Raw genomic sequence first — 23471 nt, forward strand, 5'->3', positions numbered from 1 at the left:
TGTACCACAAGATATCATCTTTTCGACTTCCTGAATAACAATAGGGCGTAAGCCTCTGCGAATAACTTCAGGGTCACGTAAAAAGCTATCCCAGTGATCAAGAAATACTTTTTGAATCGTAATCTTTTTGGGATGATACATTTTAGAAAATGATTTTGAAGCAACTTTAGAAAGTTGCTTAGCAAGATTATCAGATATCAAAAAAGATCAGCCCACTTAATTATAACGTGAACTGATTGTGTTTATATATATTCAGTTTTTAAATGATGAAGTGTTTTTCTTCATCACTTTTTTATGAAAAATAAAATGGACACTATTTGCATAAAGAAAAAGATTAATATATAGATGTGGTCAAGAAGGAGCACTTACCACTAATTAAACCTAATAAGGTTAGGTATGCCTTAAGGATACTCTGCAGAGATCTATACAAATGCTCAAATGATAATATTATAAGTTAAACAAAGTAAGCTGAGACTTAAAAAGATAGGTATTTAAACCTTTAGCTTAATATTATTAAAACCAAATTTTAAGGAGGAAAAATTATGTCAACTACAATTGGTATTGCTACACGTGAAGAATTATTATCTTATTTAAATACTGGAACAGAAGCAGAACCAGTATGGAGCCTTATAGGCGCAGGATTTAGTGATTTAACAGAAGCTCTTAATGCTACAACAAAGGATAGTCACTATATCCATCAAAAAACTGGAACATCTTCAGTTATTGGATATGCTCCAACATTTACCTTTGCAGCAGAATTAGATAAAGGAGATCCGGCAGCTACATTTATTGCTAATATTGGTCGTGAACGCAAAATCGGAGCGGATTGTGAAACTGATATCGTTAATGTATATTCTTGGATGAAAGGGACTACAGAGGATTCAGTAGTTGCTTATAAACAGCATGTCGCTATCAAAGTAGATAATAGTGGCTCAGGTGTTGGAGGTGATGTTCTTTCATTGGCTGGTGCCTTTATGTATAAGGGTGATGCAGTTAAAGGAGAATGGGATACAAAAACAAATACTTTTAAAGAAATTTAATAGGGAGATAATTATAAAATGAATAAATTTACGTTTGACAAGAAAGAGCAAAAGCTATTACAGATTCAGATTAACAATAAACTATTCACTTTGAATCCATATACATTAGCAGTGAAAAAAGCTACTGAAAAATTCGTAAAATGTCAACAACCACTTATCGAAAAAATGAGTGCAAAGCCAACAGCAGCAGAATTAGATCGTATACTTATTCAATCTTGTTCTTTAATTAAAGAGACTATTAACCAAATTCTGGGTAAGGGGGCTTATGAAAAAATATTTTCAGGAAGAACTTTAGACTTCAGTGAGCATCAGAAATTGATTGAATTTCTATTTCATGAAATTACAGAATTCTGTCAAAATAATCCTATCTTGAAAAATGATTAATCTACTGCTTGATGGGGTGCCTGATCACATTATCATATGTGATCAGGCATATGATATAAAAACAGATTTTCGTGAATGGATTCAATTTGAAAATATCATGATCAAAGAAAAAAATGATTATATAAAATTAAAGAAGATAGTTAGTCTTTTTATTGATGAAATACCTGAAGATATAGCTTTTGTGGAAAAAATTTTATGGTTTTATCGTTGTGGTTCTAATATGAAAGATTCTAATATGAAATCAACATCAATGAGTTCACGTGTATATGATTTTGAATATGATCAATATTTAATTTATACAGCTTTTAGGCAATATTACGGAATTGATCTAATGAAAGAAAATATGCATTGGTGGATTTTTAAACAAATGTTTATAGAGCTTCCAGAAGAATCCAAAATGAAAAAAGTAATGTCATATAGAGCAATTAAATTAAACTCCAATATGACAAAAGAACAAAGACAATTTTATGCAGAAATGAAGCATCTATATGCTTTGCCTGACAATCGAACGAATTCAGAAAAAGCAAAGTGTTTTGGTGCAATATTAGCAAATGGTATGCATATTAAGGAATAAGAACACGGTATAATTCATCAGAAAAATAAGGAAGGTGAATATATGTCAAATAATAATGAAGTGATAAGAGTCAAGACAGAATTAGATGATACTGCATTTATAAAAAGTCTACAAGAAATGAAGGATTATGCATCGAATATGGTAACTTCCATTAATACAACATTAAAATCTATTAATTCTTTGAGTACAGATTTAAGTAAATCTTTAGCTGATACTGTACAACAATCGAACCTATTGACGTCAGCATTTGAAAGCTTAAAAATAGGATCTTCAGTATTCCAATTTGCAAACGAGAGTATTGTACCTTTTGTAAAGAGTTTTGAAACTGCTAAATTACAGGTGTCATTATTCTCTATGGAAAATGATATGGCAATAATGACAGGGGAGCAATTAAGTAAATCATTATCATTAGGAGAACTTGCTGTTAGCTTATTAACTGGTAAAGTAGAACTAGCTACTGCAGCTCATGCAGCATGGAATGTTGTCAAATCAATAGATCCAATTATGTTAGTAGTTGCCGGTGTAAGTGCATTAGCAGCAGGGTTAGCTTTCTTATGTTCAAATATGGATGCTTCTATCGATGAACATAAAGAGCTTATGAATAAAATTGAAGATGAAAAGCAAGCTTATGCTGAGTTAAATGAAAAGCAACAAGCTCAAATGAATACAAATCTTTCTGAAATAGGTAATATTCAATCTCTTAATAATGAATTAAGCGTATTAGTAGATGTCAATGGAAAAGTAAAAGAAGGTTATGAGGATCGAGCTGCCTTCATCGTCGGAGAATTAAATAAAACATGCGATTTAAACCTAGAAATAATAGATGGAGAAATCCAAGGTTACTCAGATGTATCTTCTAGTATTGATGACATGATCGAGAAAAAAAGAGCAGAAATAATTTTGGAAGCAGAATTACCGCTTTACAAAGAAGCAGTTTTAAAATCTACTGAGGCTCAAATTGAGGCTAATAGATTGCAAAGTGAATTATCTGATTTAAATCAAGAGAAAATGAAAGCAGAAGCTGAATTAGTTGCACAGTATGGTGAGAACTGGATGAATGAAAAAGAAAAGATTTCTTTTTCAAGATTGCAAGAGTGGACACAATTATCATATGATACTAAGCTAAAAGAAGAAGAATTTAGTGCACAAAATGAGATTGTGAAAAACTATTATGATGATATTAATAAGTATGAAACAGATGCAGCTCTTGTAGCCAGTGGAAATGCAGAAAATTATAAAAAGGTTCAAACAGAATCATTAGCATGTGCTCAAGAGACTATGAGTGGTAAAATTGGTGCTATATCTGAAGAAATAGATGCCGAAAAAAGCAAGCTTCAATATCTTAAAGAAGAGTATGCTACGGAGATGGATGAATTTCATAAAGGGCAATTAGAAGCAAAAATCAAAGGGGTAGAAAACTCTATTAAGTTAAAAGAAGAAGAGATGGATGGACTAAGCTCTGTTATTCGAAATAAGGGTCCTGAATATGATGCTGAAGTTAGACAGATGTCATTGAATGCATTAAATGAATTAAAGGGAGATAGTGAAAAATATTTCGGTGTAGCAAAAGAAAATGTATTGAATATGGTTGAAGGCCTTAATAGTAACGATGATAAAGTAAAGAAAGCTGCTACAGAAAAAGCAAACACTATGTTAAAAAAGCTGAGAGAAAAAGATGATGAGTTTTCTCAACAAGGTGCCAACATCATAGATGGAATTCTAAATGGTGCAGATTCAAGGCAAAATAATTTGATTGATGCTATGTCTAATCTTGGTTTTAATATGTTGAGAAGTTTTAAAAACTCTCTTGATATAGCATCTCCATCAAAGAAATTCAAAAAGCTTGCAAAGTTTATTCCAGAAGGAATACAAGCTGGTATTTTAGAAGGAAAAGATAAGGCAATAAATGAAATTCATGGTCTATCTAATGAATTGATCTCAGCATTTGATGATAATTTAGCTGATAAAATTAACATGTCTATCTTTTCTGAACAATTAAAAATGGCTTCAGTAGTACAAAGTGAAGCTAAAGTTGAACTATTAAAAATGAATGTAATAAAAGCCGAAAATCAAGAAATTCAAGGGAAATTAGATGCAGTTATTGAAAATCATATAGATCTTGATGGTAGGGAATTAGCTGTTACACTAGCTCCTATGATCAGTGAAGAATTAGCATTTCAATGGAGGTAAAATTTTGAAAATAAATAATAAAAATATAAATAATTTTAATGCATCAATCAAAAGTTTTGATATGAGTACTTTAGGTATTGACAATAATATAATGTTACTTGATTCGGGCTATCTTCCTATCTTAAGAGAGCAAAAATTGTCTGCACAAGAAAGAACATTGATTTTAGATTTTACTCATGAAGATGATATCAGTAATTTCACTGCAGAATGCAGTCGTGAAAGTATTTTAAATTTAGACGATGGATATGAATATTTATGTTATCTGAAAGCTACACCTACTATACAGACTGAAGGTATAGCTGCGTATACTGTAGAATATCCTATGTATGTTATAAAGCGAAAGCCAATGATAATGACACAAATAAGAGAATTCATTTTTATTGAAGGAAATGTAAACACTTCTTGTATTTTTGAAATTACAGCGGCTACTGATTTAAAAACATATCAAATTAATAATTTCACTATAAATAATTTAAAAGCAAATGAAACCTTTTATTTAGATGGTATTCATAAATTGATTTATCGATCATCAACGCCTGATCAATCAGCATTTGATGATGTAACATTGTCTTCATTTCCAATGTTGAAGCCAGGGAATCAATATTTTAATACATCTGATGATACTGTTAAGGTAATATTAAAATATTATCCAACTTATATGTAAGGAGTGATTTAATGCTTTATATGAAAACAGATAAGGGTTATATCCTTTTAGATAATGTTGAGAATTTATCTATTGTATATGATTATGAAGGGGAGCAAGAATTATCATTTGATATATCACCATTCGATAAGCAGTATCAAATACTAGAGGAACGTTCGAAGTTTATTTATAAGGATAATCGCTTTCGAGTAATTAAAATTAATAAAAGAAGAGAAGTCGCTACAATTACAGCTATACTTGATTTAAATGAATGGAAAAATGTGATTTATCAAAATTATCATGTGGAAAGTAAATCACTTTCCATGGTGATGAATGAGATATGTCCAGAAGGGTGGACTATTGTAAATGCTTTTGTCAGTGACATAAAGTGTTCTTTTGATTTGGTAGGGTGTACAGCTTATGATATTTTACAAAAATGTAAGGAACTATATAATATAGTTTATGAATATCATATCTTGGATAAATATATTAAGGTGATCAATCCTTTGAGTGTCCAACAACGTGGACTTTATATGAGTGATGAGTTAAATCTTGATAGCGTAGAATATAAAAGTGAATATTCAAAACATGCAAATCGCTTGTATGCATATGGTAAAAAAACAGAAATTGAGAATGAAGATGGTACTAAAACTATTTCCTATGTTTCCTTCGCTTCTATTCATGATGGTAAAGATTATGTCGATTGTCTTGATTATGTTTCTGATGAGATTGTTTGTGCATACTGGCAAGATGATAAGTATGAGGATGCAGAGAAATTACTTTCAGATGCTATTGAAAAGGTGAGTGTATTAGCATATCCTGAACAAAGCTGGAGTTGTAACTTATATGATTTATCTCGCATAAATGAAAAATACAAAATGTTAGATTTTAAATTATATGACAAACCTACTTTGTTAATTAATGGTTCAAAAATTGTTCATCAAATTGTTCAATATACTGATTTTCCAAATAGTCCTAGTAAAAATAAAGTTATTTTGAGTACAGCTTTTAAAAAAATACAAGGAGAAATTCAATCAGTAAAAACAGAAATTGATAAGATTGATACAGATCTTAAAATAACAGAGAATTTAATCAATAAGATACAAAGAGAAGTGGATAAAAACACTCTTTTAATCAAAGATACATATCAAAAGGCAGATATTGATGTTTTTAAAGAAACATTGATACAACAAACAAAAGATCAAGTTCAATTATCTGTTAGTGAAACGAATAAGAGAATAGAAACTATCGAAAAAGCAAAAAGGTATAGGATAGAATTAAACTCATCTAATGGTACTGCATTTCGTAATTCTGACATCGAAACGACTTTATCTGTGAAAATCTATTCTTGGGATGATGATATCAGTGCAGTAGTATCGGATAGCGCAGTAACGTGGTCAAGAGTTTCTTCTGATGTAAATGGTGATAAGGCATGGAATCGGATAGGAAAGAACATCAACATTACATCCGCTGATCTATCTGATTGTGCAACTTTTATCGTGAAATGGAATATTTTTGAAGAAAGGATCTCTTTGGTCAATGTTTATGATGGGGAAAGCGGATTACCTGGCAAGGATGGAAAAGATGGCACAGATGGAAAGACAACCTATTTCCATGTGAAGTATGCGCCAGTATCTAATCCAACAGATGCCCAGATGACTGAAACACCTGACAAATACATTGGTACCTATGTGGACTATATCTCAACAGACAGTACTTTGACAGAATCTTATACTTGGTCTAAATTTATGGGTGATGATGGTACGGATGGAATACCAGGCAAAAATGGAACCAATGGACAGACATCTTATCTGCATATCAGATACTCCAACGATGGTGGAAAGACGTTTACGGGAAACAGTGGGAAGACACCAGGTGACTATTTGGGCCAGTATACAGACTTTATACAAGTTGATAGTACGGAGATTGCAAAGTATGTCTGGACGAGAGTCAAGGGTGAAAAAGGTGAACAAGGGATACCTGGAACGAAGGGTGAAGACGGTAAACAACTGTTTACATGGTTGAAATATGCGGATACTCCAACATCAGGTATGTCTGATTTACCTACAAATAAGGCTTATATTGGATTAGCCTATAATAAAGAGTCTGCAACGGAAAGCTCCAATTACGCTGACTATACATGGTCTTTGGTGAAAGGCGAAAAAGGCGATCAAGGTGTAGCTGGTGCTAAGGGCGCTGATGGTAAGCAATTGTATACTTGGGTGAAATATGCTACAGATGACAAGGGTACAGGAATGTCAGATGATCCAATAGGAAAGCTTTATATTGGATTGGCATATAATAAAGCTACTCAAGCAGAAAGTACAGTAGCAAGCGATTACACATGGGCTTTGATCAAGGGTGATAAAGGCGAAAAAGGTGAAACTGGTCCTCGTGGTCTTCAGGGCGTGCAAGGCCCTAAAGGTGAACAAGGTATCAAAGGTGATCCTGGATCTGATGGAAAAAGCTCATATTTTCATATTAAGTATAGTACTGTTTCAAATCCAACGGCCGCTCAAATGACAGAAATACCAAGCACTTATATTGGAACATATGTGGATTATATTGTGACAGACTCTATTGATCCTGCTAAGTATACATGGGCGAGGTTCCAAGGTCTTCAAGGCGCACAAGGAACACAAGGAATACCTGGAACGAATGGAGCAAATGGCAAGACTTCTTACTTGCACATCAAATACTCAAATGATGGAGGAAAAACCTTTACAGGTAACAGTGGTGAAGACGTTGGGAGTTATATCGGTACTTGTGTAGATTATACATCTGCTGATCCCACAACTGTTTCATCCTATACATGGGCCTTGATCAAAGGCGAAAAGGGTGATAAAGGTGATACCGGATCTACAGGAAAAGGTATCAAATCTATTACAAATTATTATCTTGCTACAGCAAGTGACAGTGGTATAACTATATCGACATCAGGATGGACAACGACTGTACAATCTGTATCGGTATCTAAAAAGTATCTTTGGAATTATGAAGTATTGACCTATACAGATAACAGCACATCATCTACAGCCCCATGCATTATCGGAGTTTATGGCGATAAAGGAGCAACAGGGAATACTGGAGCTATTGGAAATGGGATAGCTGCCATCGTTGAACATTATGCCGTATCTTCATCTGGAACTACTGCACCGACGACTTGGTTAGACACCGTACAGACCATGACAGCCACTAATAAATATCTTTGGAACTATGAAACGATTACCTATACAAATGGATCAACTAAAGATACGCAAAAGCGTGTCATAGGTGTCTATGGAGACAAAGGACAAACTGGTGCTACAGGAGCTACAGGTGTCAGCATAACTAAGGTTGAGGTGTATTATTATCTCTCTACATCTAATACAACGCAGGCAGGAGGTAGCTGGGACACAACAGTACCGACTTGGTCAGAAGGTAAATATATGTGGTCTAAGACAAAAACTACATTGTCTAATGGAACTGCTACTGAAACTTCCCCAGTGTGTATTACAGGAGCAAAAGGAAACACTGGAGCAACAGGAGTAGGTATCAAAACAACAGAAATCACTTATCAAGCAAGTACATCTGGAACAACGGTGCCAACAGGAACATGGACTACGGAAATACCAAGTGTTGCAGCTAATCAATATCTTTGGACACGTACAGTAATTACCTATACAAACAATACATCTAGTACAGCTTATTCTATAGGTAAGATAGGTGCACAAGGTGCACAAGGACCTCAAGGAGCTACTGGATCAGCCGGAAAGGGAATCAAGGGTACTACAGTTACTTATCAAGCATCAGCAAGTGGAACGACAACACCTACAGGAACATGGGCTACAACGATACCAACAGTAGCAGCTAACCAGTATCTGTGGACAAAGACGACCATTACATATACTGATAATACAACGACAACAAGCTATAGTATAGGAAAGATGGGAGCAAATGGAGCAACAGGGCCTCAAGGAGCAACAGGAGCTACTGGTAAAGGTGTGTCTAGCATTACAGCAGAGTATTATCTATCAACATCCAAAACAGCACAAGAAGGAGGAAGTTGGGCAACAACAGCACCAGCATGGTCAACTGGTAAATATATGTGGACGAGATCAAAGATCGTTTACACCAATCCTGCAAGTACATCTTATACGGCTCCTCTATGTGATAGTAGTTGGGAAGCAGTTAATGATTTAGAGGATAAGGTCAATGGTCAGATTGATAATGTGGTCACTGAAATCACAGAAAACCATAACTCGTCTATTGAAGCAACAAAAGAAGCCATTTTAAATACTGTGTCATCTGACTACACAATGAAGTCTGAAACAGAATCATTAGTGCAACACTTTGATACACAAATTGAACAAACATCAAAAGATGTGGAAATAAGATTCAAAAATACCCAAGAATTAATTAGTACTTTGGATGGAAAGGTAGATATCAATAAACAGGAGATTCAAAAATTTATTAGGTTCATAGATGGGCTAATTGAATTGGGACAAAGTGATTCAAAATTTACATTGACGATTACAAATGAACGTATTTCTTTCAAGGATAACGGTTCTGAAGTTGCATATATTTCTAATTCTACGCTTTATATTACAGATGCAAATATAACTAACAGCTTGAGAATAGGTAAATTTGCTTTTGTACCAAGAGCAAATGGTAATTTATCTATGAAATGGATAGGATAAGGAGGTTTATATGAGTACATTATTGAAGGAAATTAGTGTAGGATCAGCATCTGGTGTAACATGGTATCTAAGACTTTATGAAGATTCTGTTTCACAATCCGTAGCAAATAATCAAAGCAAAATTACATTAAGACTAACTTTAAGGGCATCAAATAGTAATTATAGTATATCTTTTGATACAAGAGATGCATGGATTGGTAGCACGCATTTTACGATGGCATATACACAAAGTGGATCAGAGCATAATCTAGGTTCTACCACAATCACAGTTAATCATGGATCAGATGGAACAGGATCTTATAGCTATAGCTTTGGTATCAAAACATCATTTGCTCTTAATGGAAGTGGAACTGGAAGTAAATCCTTAACCACAATACCAAGAGCATCATCTATAGGAACAATAAGTGGATCAACACTAGGTGGTGCTGTAACAGTAAATATAGATAGAAAAAGCGCATCATTTACACATACCGTAACTTATAAGTTTGGGTCAATCACAAGGTCATATACAGGACAAGGGGCATCATGTAGCTTTACACCGCCTTTATCTGATGCATCAGCAATACCAAATGCAACAAGTGGTACTGCAACTGTTACGGTACAGACATATTCTGGTAGCACGGCTATTGGCTCAGCCGTATCAAAGTCTTTTACATTAAACTTGCCTGCATCTGCAGTACCGAGTATTTCAGGACCATCAATATCTAGAGTGGACAATGGAGTGCCAGCTTCATGGGGTATCTATGTTAGGTATTTTTCAAAGGCGAACGTTAGCATAAGCGGAGGAGGTGTTTATGGTTCCAGTGTATCTGCTTATTCAATTAGCGGTGGAGGTTATTCTTCAAACTCTTCATCTCTTACCACAGACACATTAAATACTCCTGGTACAATGACTTTCACTGGTACAGTAAGGGATAGGTAGAGGACGTACTAAATCAGCAAGCGCATCCATCACTGTTGTGGATTACTGGTTTCCTACTGCAAGTATCATAGCAGAGAGATGTAATTCAGATGGAACAGCCAATCCTGATGGGGTATATGTCAAGGTTACAGGAAAATATAACACAGCATCAGTAAATGGAAAAAACAACACTGCAACTAAGAAAATTGAAATTATAGGAACTTCTTATACAAATTCTACTTTTGGAAATGGTGTAGCTGTAGTTATGGGTGGGGCCGTATCTATAGATAAAAGCTTTACTATCAAAATTACGGTTACTGATAACCTAGGGCAAAGTGCTTCAGCGCAGACAACAATACCAACTGGACAAGTAACATTCGATTATAAATCTGGAGGTAAAGGTGTCGCATTCGGAAAAGTAGCCGAAACGGATTATCTGTTAGAAAGTGCATGGACAGCTAGAGCCCCAAGATTTGAAGGTATAAAGAATGGAGTGACAAACTCAATCAGTAGTGACAATGCGTCATACACACACTATCGTACAAGTGCGCCACAGAATTGGTTTGATAAAGATATTTGTGTTCAAGGTAACTTGTATGGTGGTGCATCATATAACAAGAGACTTGCTTATATTGATGAAACTGTTGTGGATCGGGGAAGTATTCCTGCATCTGCAAACTTAAATAATTACACTACTACGGGATTTTATCATCAAGCAGCAAATGCAAATGCACAAAGCGGAAGTAATTATCCAATAGCACAAGCTGGATTATTATTAGTTTACAATTATGGTTATGTCTACCAAATGTATTATCATTATTATGGTTATGGTGCTTGGTATAGAACATGTTATGATGGAACATGGACACCTTGGAGATCAATTCATTCAGAAAGTGGATGGGTAAATTGTGGATATGGTAACGGTATTGTTACTTATGGTAATGATCCAGTACAAGTACGTAAAGTTGGAAATTGGGTAGAAATGAGCGGTGTTGTAAAGAATAACACGACATGGACAGAACACAATAGTTTCCTAAGCGTTCCAGTCGGTTTTAGACCATCGAAAAATATTTACACTGTATGCCAAGGTAGTATATCAAATAGGTATCTTTTGACAGTATATCCAAGTGGAGAAGTACATGCAGAGAGATATAGTAATAATACATCCATGAATAATTCTGTTCCAATAGGATCATGGCTTACAGTTCATGCTGTTTGGCTTATTTAAATGAATGGTGGAAACAATCCACCTTTTATTGAATATAAACATAAACAGTTAGGAAAGGAAAACATATGGAAACAATAAGATTAGACTTACTCAATATAGGCTATGCCTACATCGTATTTTTACTGGCTTATGTAGCCAATATCTTATTTAGTCTTTATTATAACGTCAAGATTAATGGTGAGGACTTTAATAAATATACTCTATTTACATCCCTGAAAAAGGCGGTAGTCTTTTTTGTTGCAACGCTTGCTTTAGTCATTGCTGTTGATATAGCAATCCTATATTTTTCCATATATGTGCCAGAGCTAAGCGAAACCATAAAGGATACTTTGACTGTATTCATGGTAACTAGTACAATCGGTAGAGCTGCGATCAAATACATTTTTGAAGCTTATAATACCTTTGTACATGTATTAAGTGAAAAGACTTTGGAAATTACTAATGCAATGGATAAAAAGGGTTAAGCTATGTCTGAAGCTATTATCGTTGCATTAATTGGAGGCATTTGCACAGCGATACCATCATTAATCGCAACGGTGGTGATCAACAATAAATCAATAGCTGTTATGCAATATAAAATCGAGGATCTTACCAAAAAGGTAGAGAATCACAATAATGTTGTTGAACGTATGGCAGTAGCAGAAAATAGTATTAAATCAGCACATCGTCGGATTGATGATTTAGTTGATAAATAAGAAAGAGGGAATTTAAAATGAATATAGGTCAAACAAGTATCAGAGGTGGAATCGAGGATTTTTTGTGCCCATTTACATCAATGTTTATTACTCAAGGCGCAGGAGGTAATTACTCTCATGCTGGCACGATGGCTAATGATGTAAACGACCATAATGGTAATACCGAACGTGTACCGTATTATGCACCATGTACATGTAAGTGTTTTGGCATTTATTCGGAAAGTGGCCAGACAATGTGGCAAAGTTTAAATAAAGTACGCTTTGCAAATGGTCGTATTGATTACGCAACATTTGTGATTTGCCACGATGAATCAGTTGATAGTTGGATTGGACAGGTAGTGAAACAAGGACAACAAATCGGAAATATGGGAATGAAAGGTAATGCTACGGGTGTTCACTGCCATATTGAAATTAGCCAAAGTATTGATAAGACGTGGAAGCTTAACAGATACAACATCTGGTGCTTTAACAATGAGTACGATACCACTGATTGCTACTTTATGGATGGCACCACCATTTTAAACTACAAAAATGCAGGTTGGAAATATTTAAAGGATGTGGCTGTAAATACATGTCCTTACAAGTCTAAAGGCGCAATTAAGGCATTATATGACGGTATTAGAGTACGAACAGCACCAAGTACGTCTAAAGGCGATACAGGTGTTAAATACGATACAAACAGTAGTGTTTTGTATTATGATCGTATTGTAGATGCAGATGGCTGGTATTGGGCTGAATACAGGCGAGCTAAAGGCGATAAAGGATACGTTGCTTTATGTAAATTAGATGGATCTGATAAGTACTGGAAACAAGTATAAGATAAAAACTCCCTATTTCTCATTTGACAAGAGATGGGGAGCTTTTTTCGTGTAAAATCGTGTTTATTTGCGGTTGAAACGTATATGTGATTGTATTATCATTATATAGTGGCGCTTTGCAGTGGAGGAGAAAGCGGAAAATGACAAAAGATAACAAGCAATTATATTTAGATATAACTATGGTGATGCGAAAAATCGGTATACCCGTGCACTTAAAAGGGCATGATTATGTAAGAGGAGCTATCGCCAAAGTATATACGGACAAGAGCTATTTAGAAAATCTAGTAGACAGACTCTATATTGAACTTGCCGAAGAATACGGTACCTCTAGATTTGCAATCGAGAGAGGTATAAGGTCAGTAATAGAGTCTGCCTGGTTGCATGGCAACTATGATGCAATAAATAGCATATTTGGATACACAGTTGATTGCGTTAAGGCTAAACCAACCAACAAGGCTTTTATTGCGACTATAGTAGACGTACTTAGATTAAATAATCTGTAAATAGATATAGCAAAGCGCCACACTATTTAAAATTCTAAAACATCCCATGCAATTTTAAAATATATCATATTTGACAAAATTTTTGTAGATATTTGTCGATGAGTTGATGATTTTTTTGTAAATTTCTTATTTTTGCACATAAATGAGAATAATATAATTATAGTGCTTAATAATTTAGCCAAACATCAATAAATTATATGATTATATAATGATGCATAGAAAACTGCGAATATACGCAAAAATAGCATTTTCCGTTAAATTGAAGTGTTAAAAGTGATGTGTTGAAAAGATCTATTAAATAAAGGATTATTAAATTTTCATTATGAATATCATTCAGAACTGTACCTATTTGGATAGTACCTCTAAGTCATGGAAAATTAAGGAGATTAAAAGAATATAGAGGTGATTAATGAATTAGATAGCTTATATAAATGAACGTGATTTGTAAAGATAGACTGTTTAACCATAAAGAGTTATAAAGAAGATAAGAATAAGTGGTAAGATCGTGGAAATACTTGTGTATGGAGGTGCTTAATCTTAATCAAGCATATCGATCAATTTTTTATAGAGAAAAATTAAAAACCATGGAAATGAAATAGAAAAAAGAAAGACTTTTATTTGTGTTATGCCAAAATAGTCTATTTGATGACACATATATAACATTAGATGGATTAGTAGTAGTTCTTGAGATAAGCAGTACTTTGATACGTGAGATGATCAAAGAGTTAGATGAAGAAGGATTTATCAAAAAAACAAAATATGGAAAGAAAATTGGATATTCTGCAAATCTTGCAAGCATTGATGAGTTTCAGAATTAATTGCTACTTATCGTAAGTAGCTTTTTTTGAGGATGTTATGTTCTTCTTATTTTTATCATATAAGATCCCATATGGGTAATCATCAAGCAAACGCTGATCATGATTCCTATCATGTAAAAAATAGTACATTTATATTAAAAATTATGCATAATTTCATGGAAAACTATTGCGCTTTTTACAGAAAATATGGTATTATATTAAAGCTTTCAACTGCCGACTTAGCTCAATTGGTAGAGCAACTGACTTGTAATCAGTAGGTTGAGGGTTCAATTCCTTTAGTCGGCACCATGAAAACATTTAGGTATATTTACATTTGAAAGAAAGGCTTAATAAAGATCTTACATAAAGACTTTCCTATGTATCTATACTTTTTTTATATGTTCAGCTATTCAGAAAAAAAGATATATCATACAGAAAGTAAGCGAACATGACCATGATATCAAGGAGGAATGCTGATGGAAAAAATAGAAGATGTAGCATTGGCGGAAGCCTATTTGAAAGAAGGACGAGTCCTTTGCTTTGTTTCCGGAAAGTTATTGACAAGATTCTTGATAAAAAAAGAAAAAATACATGTATACAACGATGCTTTGCATTATATATTGTCATGGAATGATTTTAAACATCTTTTTGAAAATGAAGTATTTTATTTGTATGAATCTGAGTCTGAACAGGTAGAGATATCAAAAGAAAAAGATGAAGAATACTATGGGTGGTATCATAAATAAGTGAGGAGGTGGGTCTATGTTACATCTAAAAAGAACCGCAGAAAAATTATTCGTTTTGATCAATACCAATCTAGATCCCAAATATGATAGTGAATGCAATATGATCATGGATGTTTTTTTAGAAGAGGACTTCACATTGGATGAATTAAAGCGTTTATTAAGCTATCTTTTGGAAAAGGTAAAGGAAGATAGAAAAGAAGAGGTTCAAATGAAAATCGAGCGAGAAGTTGGCTTACTTGAAGATGCACAAAAATAAAACCTAAGGATAGATACAGCTCGTATCATTTCTTAGGTTTTTTTGTACTCTTTTTTTGCTTTTGTAATGCTTCTTTACTGATGCGCAATAGATGTACTACTTGCTCTTTATCCTGTAAATTTTCAATTAGAAAGGATGGTTTTGCGCCTGGATACATTTCTCCATAAATACAATCTTTCCATACTGCTTTGCCCTCTTTTGTTTCTTTCACAAAAAACTGATTATCACAGATAGCTCCACAATATATTCCATCTACATAAATACCATATTCACCGAACATTCGCTTCCAAGTAATTTCTCCGGCTTCTTGTATTTGATCACATACATATTGAACAAACGCTAAACTACTACTCATGATATCACCTCATCAACAATATTTTATCTCAAAATTTAAATGCCTCATTGTAAAAAGCAGACATCTGTTTTCGATAAGCGCCAGGAGTAACACCGCATATTTGCTTGAATTCATGAATAAAATGTGCTTGATCATAGTAGCCGGACTGATAAGCAACTTCGGTAAGGCTAAGTTGTAGATCCTGTATATCTGACATTGCTTTATTGATACGAGCTAAGCGCTCATATTGCTTGATACTTGTCCCAATCGTTTGATGAAAGATACGATTAATATGTCTGGAAGAAAAGCTACAAATGTCTTGAATATCCTTCCCTAAAGTTATTTGAGACAATGCATCCTGTAGAAAAGCATGAGACTCTTGAAACTGAATCTGAGATATCAGAAAAGCCTCTAACAGTTCTAAAAAATCGTCGATATCGATTGTTTGAAACCAAGCCTCTTCAAAAAGCTGTTGCCATTTTGGTAATAGTGAAGATAGAGGGATTTGCTCATTTAATAAGGTACTTTGAGGAATACCGGTCAAACAAAAAGATCCTCCGGGGCGAAACTCAATAAAAAAACGAAGCGGTGGATCGATATTATCAACGACAACGGTCTTAGTGGTCGCTCCCCAAAACTTCATATGGACATGATGTTGATCTGGCGTAAATACGATACACCCGGCAATATCCGGAATCAATGTCAATGTTTCCGCAGTTTCACCAACACTGCTAATACTGAGTGTATAGTGGGAAATATATGGTTTTAACATAGGGTGAGGATATAAATAAATATGAGAGGGTGTAGATAGAAATACCTTCTTTGATACTATGGATGGGTGAATAATCATAATGAACTCCTTTTGTTAATATTTTAACATACTTTTGGCAAATAAGTAGAAAAAGTAATTTGTAAGCGTTATAATAAAACTATCAAAAAGAAAGTGAGGGTTTCAAAATGTTTAAAGATCGTTTTAAAGACAAGGTCATGGTGGTAACAGGAGGCACTAGTGGCATTGGAAAAGCTGTTTGTGTTCGAGCAGGTGCAGAAGGTGCTATTGTTGTCATAGCAGGAAGAAATGAGCAACGAGGACAAGCCATTGAAAAGCAAATTACAGATGCGAATGGTAAAGCATTATTTATTCAATGTGATGTAACCAAGAAAGAAGATATCATAGCTCTATATGCTAAAACAATGGAAGTTTATGGAAGAATCGATGTTGCAATCAATAATGCAGGAATTGTAGGAGATTCTAAGAAAATTGAAGATTTAACTGATGAGGATTGGTTTAGTGTTGTCAATGCGAATCTAAATGCAATGTTTTATTGTATTCGTGAAGAGGTTAAATACATGATGAAAAACGAACAAGGTGGAGCAATCGTAAATACAGCAAGTGTGGCTGGTATTCGTGCGACTCCAGCAGGTCCGGCTTATGTAGCAAGCAAACATGGTGTTGTCGGTTTAACGAAATCAACAGCTATGGATTATGCGAAAGAAAAAATCACATGTAATGCAATTTGTCCGGCTGGAACAGATACGCCATTGACAGAAGCTGCAAAAGAAAAAATCTATGCAAAGATTGCGGAATTAAAGGCACAGGGAATCGATCCTACAGAATTTATGAAAAATAGTATGATCGCAGGGAAAACAGAAACACTACAAAAGAGAAATGCAACTCCGGAAGAGCAAGCTGCAACAATTCTTTATTTTGCAAGTGATGAGGCCAAACATATTACAGGCTCTATTGTCGCAAGTGATGGAGGATTTACTGTTTATTAATCAAAAAGAGAAGCTGAGATCGTATGATGATTTCAGCTTTTCATATGCTTTGATTTATGATAACTAAGGTTGAGATGAAGTACATGTGGGTTTCATGTTCAATTTCTGAGAAGCTGTGATTAGTGCCATTGTATAGATTTCTTCAACATTAGCACTTCTGGATAAATCATTCATGGGAAGTCGTACACCTTGAAGAATAGGTCCATATGCTTGATAACCACCAAGATTTGCTACAAGTTTATATCCGATGTTAGCTGCATTTAAATCAGGAAATACCAATACGTTAGCCTGTCCGCCCACTTTACTTTGTGGCGCTTTTAACTTAGCCACTTCAGGATTCAATGCACAATCTACCTGAAGTTCTCCATCTACAAGATAATCTAATGGAAGACGTTGTAAGCGAGTAGCTGCTTCTTTCACCAAATCAACATCCTCACCTGATCCAGAGCCGTATGTAGAATAGGATAATAAGGCAACACATGGGGTAATACCTAGACTTTTTGCACTGTTAGCGGATTGTAAAGCAATCTCGACCAATTGATCTACATTAGGATTACGATTTAAGGAACAATCTGCGAAGATGTAATGTTCTTGTTCTTTACACATCAGAAAACAGCTGGATACAATAGAATTACCGGGACTTGTTTTTATTAGTTGCATGATCGGTCTAAGCGTATCAGCAGTAGAATTTGTTGATCCACCAAGTAGACCATCCGCAAATCCCATCTCTACATACATTGTGCAAAAATAGGAATCTTTTTGATACCAAGCTTCAACCATGTCTCTATCTGCTTTGCCTTTTCTAAGTTCCAACATTCGATGTAACATAGCTTCCTTATCTTGAAACTCTTTTACATCAAGTAGAGGTATATCACTAAGATCAAGCCCATGTCGATCAGCAAGATCAAGTAATTCCTTACGATCACCATATAAAATCGGTATCAATAATCCCTTTTGTTGTAAAAGTACAGCAGCTTTCATCATGCGCAAATCTTTTCCTTCTGTAAATACGATACGAATCTCTTTTCCTTTCACTTTCGATTCCAAATCTATCATGTTATCAACTCCTGTTATCATTATACCTTATCTAGTGAAATCTTGCTATGCAAATATGAAACCGTATACAAATTCAACTAAATGTATAGTGAGTATCAATTAGCACATACTATGTTCAGGAGGTATGGATATGAAAGTATGGAACTATATTGCCTTGATCATTACGATCATTGGCGCAATCAACTGGGGACTAATCGGTGTATTTGATTTTAATCTAGTAACCTTCTTATTCCAAACAGGTTCATGGATTACAAGAATTGTTTATATACTGGTTGGTATCAGTGGTATCTATTTATTATCTTTTTTCTCCAAATTGAATGAAGATTAAGTAAGAATTTGAGAACTTCCTGAAAAAGGAAGTTTTCTTTATAAAAAAATGTTATAATGATTTCAAAGAAGAAAAAGTAAAGGAGTTAAAGATGATGGGATTATTCAGTAGAAAAAAAGAAGCATTTGTATGTCCTTTGGCAGGTACATTGTTAACTTTAGAAAATGTGCCTGATGAAGTTTTTGCGAAAAAAATGATGGGAGATGGATTTGCAGTAGATCCTAGTGATGGTAAGGTCTATGCACCAGTTAGCGGTGTCATTAAAGCGGCTTTTCCAACGAAGCATGCCATTGGTATTGAAGCAAAAGATGGTACCGAGATATTGATTCATATCGGCATGGATACAGTGGAATTGAATGGTGAAGGTTTCACAAGTCATATCAGTGAAGGTATGAAGATCAAACAGGGTGATTTGATGATGGAAGTTGATCTTGCGTTTGTAAAAAGCAAAGGGAAACCTGTAATTACACCTGTGGTATTTACCGGTGGACAAAAGATTACTGTAAATAAAGCAAATCATACAGTAAAAGCATTAGAGGAAGATATTATTGATATAAAATAAGAACAGAACGCATTAGGCGTTCTGTTTTATAATGAAGTCTTTAGAGAAGATTCCATGAAATCCCTTTTATTATTTGTACGTACATGTTATAATCCTGATTAAGGAGTGATGGTATGGCAAAATATGAAGAAATCTATCAATCTTTGTTGAGTAGGATAGAAACCGGAGAATTTCAGGCAGGAGAAACAATTCCTAAAGAATTTGATTTAATGGAAGAGTATTCGTGTTCACGAGATACCATACGGAAATCATTATTGATGCTATCACAGAATGGATATATTCAAAAGACCAAGCGAAAAGGTTCTATTGTTTTGGATCGTAAACGTTATGAGTTTCCGGTAAGCGGAGTTGTTAGTTTTAAGGAACTTGCACAAACAATGGGTGGAAAAATAGAAACGATCGTAACTTGTTGTGAATGTATCGAACCGGATGCTAAGATGAAAGCAATGATGAACTTAACAGAAAAAGATAAGGTCTGGATGATAGAGCGAGTAAGAAAGATCGATGGGGAAAGCATCATTTTAGATTTAGACTTTTTTCATGCCGGTATCGTGAGCGGACTTACCAAAGAGATAGCACAGAATTCTTTATATGAATACATTGAACATACTTTGAATTTGAAAATCGGCTATGCTAATAAGGAAATCACCTGTCAAAAGGTAACAGAAAATGATAGGCATCTTTTAGATCTTAAGGGCTATGATATGGTAGTGAATGTTGATTCTTATACATATTTAGCGGATACAAGGGTCTTTCAATTTACCAGATCAAGACATCGCCCGGATAAATTCAGATTTCATGATTTTGCGAGAAGAAGTAATACCGTTTGAATTTGATTGATGACTATCATTAATCAAACAATAATGTATTGAATTGCTTATAGAATGTCAAAAAAAGGTATTGACTTTGATGAATGTATGCGTTATCATAAAATCGTGGATGAGAAATGATCGTTTTCTTTATAGAACATATGAGTGTTTACTATGAAGAGAACAGGTTTTTTGTTTTAGAAAATAACATCTGAACTTCATAGGCATATTGCGTATGTTTTGTTCAGATGTTTTTATTTGATTTACTCATATGTTGTATAAAGCAACATAAAGCTAGGTTACGTAAGGAGAAATCATGAATGATTTATATGTTGTAAAAAATGTTATGATAAAGGAAATGAACGCAATCAATCAAATGAGTAATCTATTATCTGATGAATTACAATCATGTATTGAAGCACTATATGAATGTGAAGGAAGGATCATATTCAGTGGTGTTGGTAAATCAGGTCATATTGGTGAAAAGTTGGCTGCAACCTTTGCCAGTACGGGGACTCCGGCGTTCTTTGTACATGCTTGTGAAGCAGTTCATGGTGATTTGGGAATGATCAAAAAAGAAGATATCGTAATACTACTGTCTCATAGTGGAAAAACAATGGAAATTATGAATCTTCTACATGCATTGAAAGGAATTGGTTGTGGTTGCATAGCGATGTGTTCAGATGAGGATTCTCCTCTTGCACAAGGCTGTGATCGAAGTATCATTTATCCTTCGTTACAGGAAGCAGATCGGTTAAATCTCGCACCAACTGTATCGAGTACTTTGATGTTGGTATTAGGTGATGCCATCGCCTGTGCTTTAATGGAACGAAAGGAATTTGAAGAGAGTGATTTTTATAGATACCATCCAGGTGGTAATCTAGGAAAGCGTTTGGAGGAAAAGCATCATGAGTGATATTTGTGTCATTGGTTCTTTCGTTATGGATACCTGTGTTGATGTAGATAAGTTTCCATTACCGGGACAAACGGTAATTGCGAAAGGTGTACATGTTTCCGCAGGTGGAAAAGGTTGTAATCAATGTGTTGCGGCAGCACGTCTTGGCGCAGATTGCGAAATGATAGGAATGCTGGGGAAGGATGCTGCCGGCGAAAGCTTTTTAGAACTTTTGAAAGAGGAAGGCATCCAGCATGATCATGTAGAGCTATGTGATCATGTACCTACAGGTTTTTCACAAATACAGATTGATGCATGCGCAGAAAATAAAATCGTGGTAGTTCCAGGGGCTAATTATCAGGTCATGCCAGATATCATTGATCGTATAGCGAAGCGTATTTTGCATAGTCGTTTGATCGTATTACAAATGGAATTGCCTTGGGATACGTTAGTTTCCATTTTATCTTTTTGTAAAAACCATCAAAAACCTGTGTTATTAAATCCTGCCCCAGCTAAGCCTATGACCTTTGAGATGTTAGATGGTATCGATTATATCACACCAAATGAAACAGAGTTAAGTATTTTGAGCGCAATGCCTTGTGAAACAAAGGAAGAGGTGCAACAGGCTGCTATTTCCTTGTTACAACAAGGGGTAAAGCATGTAGTGGCGACCTTAGGTTCTAAGGGATGTGTGATAGCTGATGCAGATGGGGTTCGCTTTGTGAACGGCTATTTTGTAGAAGTAAAGGATACCGTAGCTGCTGGAGATGCGTTTAATGGGGCTTTGGCAAAAGGAATTGTTGAAGGTGTCCCATTGGATGAGTGTGCTCTTTTTGCGAATGCGGTAGGTGCATTGACTGTTACTAGACAAGGAGCAATCACTTCTCTTCCATCACAAACAGAAGTAGAAGAATTTATAAGAGATCAGAAACAGGAGGTGGCTTGATATGGCCAATCTAGTATTAAAAAATATAGATAAAGTATACGATAATCATGTACAGGCTGTATTTGATTTTAATTTAGATATCAAAGATAAAGAATTTATTGTATTTGTAGGACCATCTGGATGTGGAAAATCTACAACACTACGTATGATTGCAGGTTTAGAGGATATCACTGCAGGAGAGTTTTATATCGATGGTAAATTGATGAATGATATAGAGCCCAAAAATCGAGATATTGCAATGGTTTTCCAGTCCTATGCATTATATCCTCATATGACCGTTTTCGAGAATATGGCATTTGGCTTGAAGTTGAAAAAGATACCAAAAGATGAAATTGAACAGCGTGTTCATGAAGCCGCAAAAATATTAGAAATTGAGGATTATCTAGATCGAAAGCCAAAGGCTTTATCCGGAGGACAGCGTCAGCGTGTTGCATTAGGTAGGGCAATCGTTCGTAATGCAAAGGTCTTTTTGATGGATGAACCTTTGAGTAATCTAGACGCAAAGCTTCGTGTACAGATGAGAAGTGAAATTATTAAATTGCATGAGCGAATCGGTTGTACCACTGTTTATGTAACGCATGATCAAACTGAGGCAATGACTATGGCGACTAGAATCGTAGTCATGAAGGCTGGCTATATCCAACAAGTAGGTGAACCAAAGGAAATATACGATAATCCTAAAAATATGTTTGTCGCAAGTTTTATAGGTGCGCCAGCCATGAATTTCTTAAAGGGTACCTATCAAAATCACTCCTTCTTATTTGAAGGTCATTGTTTTGAAATGCCTGAAATGTTTCATGAGGCAATGGCTGCATATCAAGGGAAAGAGGTTGTATTTGGAATACGTCCGGAAAATATTTTTGTAGAGGAAATCGTTGGGACAGCCTTTCCTACATCTAAATTCATCCTTCATGTGGATGTAAGTGAATTATTGGGACATGAATATATTCTTCATGGAAAAATAGGAACACAATCTATTCAAGCAAAAATAGATTCCAGAAGTGATATTCGCCACCATGAAGATATAGAAATGGCGATGGATCTGAGTAAGGTTCATTTCTTTGATCCAGAGACAGAAGAAGTTATCATTTAAAGAAAGTACACCTCCAAAGCATGGAATCATCAGCGTTTGGGAGGTGTTATTTTTCCATAAATAGGAAAAAAAGAACCTAGTCATAGATATCATAGGTTCATATAAAAGTGATACGATGAACAAGGCTATAAAAGCTTAAGGTTCATAATAGAATAATGATATAATATGACATATCTGTATTATGATTGAAGTAGAAGACCGGATGATGTAAAAAG

26 protein-coding genes and 1 tRNA gene are annotated in these 23471 nt (G+C 34.8%); 23 read left to right on the plus strand and 4 right to left on the minus strand.

The genetic code is table 11. The annotated features are described in order from the left end of the window. Positions 1-201 (minus strand): hypothetical protein (locus UGRO018_RS08915; protein WP_416326136.1); only part of this gene is annotated, 201 nt, incomplete at its 3' end. Positions 202-542: 341 nt separating this feature from the next. Between UGRO018_RS08915 and UGRO018_RS08920 the strand changes: the two genes are divergently transcribed. From UGRO018_RS08920 to UGRO018_RS08995, 16 genes are all read left to right on the plus strand, one after another. Continuing rightward, positions 543-1040 carry a phage tail tube protein gene (locus UGRO018_RS08920; RefSeq protein WP_416326137.1) on the plus strand — a complete coding sequence of 166 codons (498 nt, stop codon included), beginning with the start codon at positions 543-545 and terminating at the stop codon, positions 1038-1040. Between the two features lie 18 nt (positions 1041-1058). Continuing rightward, positions 1059-1424, plus strand: a complete 366-nt coding sequence (locus UGRO018_RS08925; RefSeq protein WP_416326138.1) for a hypothetical protein — start codon at positions 1059-1061, stop codon at positions 1422-1424. After that, on the plus strand, positions 1417-1998 hold the full coding sequence (locus UGRO018_RS08930) for a Gp15 family bacteriophage protein (protein ID WP_416326139.1): 582 nt from the start codon (positions 1417-1419) through the stop codon (positions 1996-1998). Before UGRO018_RS08925 ends, UGRO018_RS08930 begins: the two co-directional genes overlap by 8 nt. Before the next feature lie 42 nt (positions 1999-2040). Continuing rightward, positions 2041-4188 (plus strand): hypothetical protein, encoded by a 2148-nt coding sequence (locus UGRO018_RS08935; protein WP_416326140.1) that lies wholly within the window; start codon positions 2041-2043, stop codon positions 4186-4188. Between the two features lie 4 nt (positions 4189-4192). Beyond that, positions 4193-4852 (plus strand): hypothetical protein, encoded by a 660-nt coding sequence (locus UGRO018_RS08940; protein ID WP_416326141.1) that lies wholly within the window; start codon positions 4193-4195, stop codon positions 4850-4852. An 11-nt stretch (positions 4853-4863) separates the two neighbouring features. Then, a complete protein-coding gene (locus tag UGRO018_RS08945; RefSeq protein ID WP_416326142.1) occupies positions 4864-9510 on the plus strand; it encodes a hypothetical protein in 4647 nt (1548 codons plus the stop codon). Between the two features lie 10 nt (positions 9511-9520). Further along, positions 9521-10432, plus strand: a complete 912-nt coding sequence (locus UGRO018_RS08950) for a DUF859 family phage minor structural protein (RefSeq protein ID WP_416326143.1) — start codon at positions 9521-9523, stop codon at positions 10430-10432. 37 nt (positions 10433-10469) lie between these two features. Continuing rightward, positions 10470-11639, plus strand: a complete 1170-nt coding sequence (locus UGRO018_RS08955; protein ID WP_416326144.1) for a pyocin knob domain-containing protein — start codon at positions 10470-10472, stop codon at positions 11637-11639. A 65-nt stretch (positions 11640-11704) separates the two neighbouring features. Next, positions 11705-12103, plus strand: coding sequence for a hypothetical protein (locus UGRO018_RS08960; RefSeq protein WP_416326145.1), 399 nt, complete (start codon positions 11705-11707; stop codon positions 12101-12103). A gap of 3 nt (positions 12104-12106) precedes the next feature. Further along, entirely contained in the window at positions 12107-12334 is a 228-nt protein-coding gene (locus UGRO018_RS08965) for a hypothetical protein (protein WP_416326146.1), read from the plus strand. A 17-nt stretch (positions 12335-12351) separates the two neighbouring features. After that, positions 12352-13152 (plus strand): M23 family metallopeptidase, encoded by an 801-nt coding sequence (locus tag UGRO018_RS08970; protein ID WP_416326147.1) that lies wholly within the window; start codon positions 12352-12354, stop codon positions 13150-13152. Positions 13153-13292: 140 nt separating this feature from the next. Further along, the gene (locus UGRO018_RS08975) at positions 13293-13655 is read left to right on the plus strand and encodes a sporulation initiation factor Spo0A C-terminal domain-containing protein (RefSeq protein ID WP_416326148.1); all 363 of its coding nucleotides are present in this window, start codon (positions 13293-13295) and stop codon (positions 13653-13655) included. A gap of 620 nt (positions 13656-14275) precedes the next feature. Next, positions 14276-14473 (plus strand): hypothetical protein, encoded by a 198-nt coding sequence (locus UGRO018_RS08980; protein ID WP_416326149.1) that lies wholly within the window; start codon positions 14276-14278, stop codon positions 14471-14473. Between the two features lie 212 nt (positions 14474-14685). Then, positions 14686-14761 (plus strand) — tRNA-Thr (locus UGRO018_RS08985). 167 nt (positions 14762-14928) lie between these two features. Next, on the plus strand, positions 14929-15198 hold the full coding sequence (locus UGRO018_RS08990) for a hypothetical protein (RefSeq protein ID WP_416326150.1): 270 nt from the start codon (positions 14929-14931) through the stop codon (positions 15196-15198). A 16-nt stretch (positions 15199-15214) separates the two neighbouring features. Next, entirely contained in the window at positions 15215-15454 is a 240-nt protein-coding gene (locus tag UGRO018_RS08995; protein WP_416326151.1) for a hypothetical protein, read from the plus strand. A 25-nt stretch (positions 15455-15479) separates the two neighbouring features. Here UGRO018_RS08995 and UGRO018_RS09000 read toward each other — a convergent pair whose 3' ends face one another. Beyond that, positions 15480-15809 (minus strand): TfoX/Sxy family protein, encoded by a 330-nt coding sequence (locus UGRO018_RS09000; RefSeq protein ID WP_416326152.1) that lies wholly within the window; start codon positions 15807-15809, stop codon positions 15480-15482. Positions 15810-15837: 28 nt separating this feature from the next. Continuing rightward, complete coding sequence (locus UGRO018_RS09005) at positions 15838-16638, minus strand: helix-turn-helix domain-containing protein (protein ID WP_416326153.1); 801 nt, start codon at positions 16636-16638, stop codon at positions 15838-15840. 107 nt (positions 16639-16745) lie between these two features. Here UGRO018_RS09005 and UGRO018_RS09010 point away from each other — a divergent pair, with 107 nt between their 5' ends. Beyond that, the gene (locus UGRO018_RS09010) at positions 16746-17567 is read left to right on the plus strand and encodes an SDR family NAD(P)-dependent oxidoreductase (RefSeq protein WP_416326154.1); all 822 of its coding nucleotides are present in this window, start codon (positions 16746-16748) and stop codon (positions 17565-17567) included. 63 nt (positions 17568-17630) lie between these two features. Here UGRO018_RS09010 and pta read toward each other — a convergent pair whose 3' ends face one another. After that, on the minus strand, positions 17631-18623 hold the full coding sequence (gene pta / locus UGRO018_RS09015; protein ID WP_416326155.1) for a phosphate acetyltransferase: 993 nt from the start codon (positions 18621-18623) through the stop codon (positions 17631-17633). Between the two features lie 130 nt (positions 18624-18753). Here pta and UGRO018_RS09020 point away from each other — a divergent pair, with 130 nt between their 5' ends. The 6 genes from UGRO018_RS09020 (at position 18754) to UGRO018_RS09045 (ending at position 23256) form a co-directional block, all read left to right on the plus strand. Then, a complete protein-coding gene (locus UGRO018_RS09020; protein ID WP_416326156.1) occupies positions 18754-18951 on the plus strand; it encodes a DUF378 domain-containing protein in 198 nt (65 codons plus the stop codon). A gap of 94 nt (positions 18952-19045) precedes the next feature. Then, on the plus strand, positions 19046-19513 hold the full coding sequence (locus tag UGRO018_RS09025) for a PTS sugar transporter subunit IIA (RefSeq protein WP_416326157.1): 468 nt from the start codon (positions 19046-19048) through the stop codon (positions 19511-19513). 113 nt (positions 19514-19626) lie between these two features. Continuing rightward, a complete protein-coding gene (gene treR / locus UGRO018_RS09030) occupies positions 19627-20343 on the plus strand; it encodes a trehalose operon repressor (protein WP_416326158.1) in 717 nt (238 codons plus the stop codon). A 295-nt stretch (positions 20344-20638) separates the two neighbouring features. Continuing rightward, positions 20639-21238, plus strand: coding sequence for a KpsF/GutQ family sugar-phosphate isomerase (locus UGRO018_RS09035; RefSeq protein ID WP_416326159.1), 600 nt, complete (start codon positions 20639-20641; stop codon positions 21236-21238). Next, positions 21231-22163 carry a ribokinase gene (gene rbsK / locus UGRO018_RS09040; RefSeq protein WP_416326160.1) on the plus strand — a complete coding sequence of 311 codons (933 nt, stop codon included), beginning with the start codon at positions 21231-21233 and terminating at the stop codon, positions 22161-22163. The genes UGRO018_RS09035 and rbsK overlap by 8 nt, the downstream gene beginning before the upstream one ends. A gap of 1 nt (position 22164) precedes the next feature. Further along, positions 22165-23256, plus strand: coding sequence for an ABC transporter ATP-binding protein (locus tag UGRO018_RS09045; RefSeq protein WP_416326161.1), 1092 nt, complete (start codon positions 22165-22167; stop codon positions 23254-23256). The last annotated feature ends 215 nt before the right edge of the window (positions 23257-23471 follow it).

Source organism: Hoskinsella mucinilytica (assembly GCF_045223415.1).
Classification (GTDB): domain Bacteria; phylum Bacillota_I; class Bacilli_A; order Erysipelotrichales; family Erysipelotrichaceae; genus Hoskinsella; species Hoskinsella mucinilytica.

Coding starts and splice junctions, on each gene's coding strand:
- UGRO018_RS08920 (WP_416326137.1), top strand. CDS start 543: ATGTCAACTACAATTGGTATTGCTACACGTGAAGAATTATTATCTTAT.
- UGRO018_RS08925 (WP_416326138.1), top strand. CDS start 1,059: ATGAATAAATTTACGTTTGACAAGAAAGAGCAAAAGCTATTACAGATT.
- UGRO018_RS08930 (WP_416326139.1), top strand. CDS start 1,417: ATGATTAATCTACTGCTTGATGGGGTGCCTGATCACATTATCATATGT.
- UGRO018_RS08935 (WP_416326140.1), top strand. CDS start 2,041: ATGTCAAATAATAATGAAGTGATAAGAGTCAAGACAGAATTAGATGAT.
- UGRO018_RS08945 (WP_416326142.1), top strand. CDS start 4,864: ATGCTTTATATGAAAACAGATAAGGGTTATATCCTTTTAGATAATGTT.
- UGRO018_RS08950 (WP_416326143.1), top strand. CDS start 9,521: ATGAGTACATTATTGAAGGAAATTAGTGTAGGATCAGCATCTGGTGTA.
- UGRO018_RS08960 (WP_416326145.1), top strand. CDS start 11,705: ATGGAAACAATAAGATTAGACTTACTCAATATAGGCTATGCCTACATC.
- UGRO018_RS08965 (WP_416326146.1), top strand. CDS start 12,107: ATGTCTGAAGCTATTATCGTTGCATTAATTGGAGGCATTTGCACAGCG.
- UGRO018_RS08970 (WP_416326147.1), top strand. CDS start 12,352: ATGAATATAGGTCAAACAAGTATCAGAGGTGGAATCGAGGATTTTTTG.
- UGRO018_RS08975 (WP_416326148.1), top strand. CDS start 13,293: ATGACAAAAGATAACAAGCAATTATATTTAGATATAACTATGGTGATG.
- UGRO018_RS08990 (WP_416326150.1), top strand. CDS start 14,929: ATGGAAAAAATAGAAGATGTAGCATTGGCGGAAGCCTATTTGAAAGAA.
- UGRO018_RS08995 (WP_416326151.1), top strand. CDS start 15,215: ATGTTACATCTAAAAAGAACCGCAGAAAAATTATTCGTTTTGATCAAT.
- UGRO018_RS09000 (WP_416326152.1), bottom strand. CDS start 15,809: ATGAGTAGTAGTTTAGCGTTTGTTCAATATGTATGTGATCAAATACAA.
- UGRO018_RS09005 (WP_416326153.1), bottom strand. CDS start 16,638: ATGATTATTCACCCATCCATAGTATCAAAGAAGGTATTTCTATCTACA.
- UGRO018_RS09010 (WP_416326154.1), top strand. CDS start 16,746: ATGTTTAAAGATCGTTTTAAAGACAAGGTCATGGTGGTAACAGGAGGC.
- pta (WP_416326155.1), bottom strand. CDS start 18,623: ATGATAGATTTGGAATCGAAAGTGAAAGGAAAAGAGATTCGTATCGTA.
- UGRO018_RS09020 (WP_416326156.1), top strand. CDS start 18,754: ATGAAAGTATGGAACTATATTGCCTTGATCATTACGATCATTGGCGCA.
- UGRO018_RS09025 (WP_416326157.1), top strand. CDS start 19,046: ATGGGATTATTCAGTAGAAAAAAAGAAGCATTTGTATGTCCTTTGGCA.
- treR (WP_416326158.1), top strand. CDS start 19,627: ATGGCAAAATATGAAGAAATCTATCAATCTTTGTTGAGTAGGATAGAA.
- UGRO018_RS09035 (WP_416326159.1), top strand. CDS start 20,639: ATGAATGATTTATATGTTGTAAAAAATGTTATGATAAAGGAAATGAAC.
- rbsK (WP_416326160.1), top strand. CDS start 21,231: ATGAGTGATATTTGTGTCATTGGTTCTTTCGTTATGGATACCTGTGTT.
- UGRO018_RS09045 (WP_416326161.1), top strand. CDS start 22,165: ATGGCCAATCTAGTATTAAAAAATATAGATAAAGTATACGATAATCAT.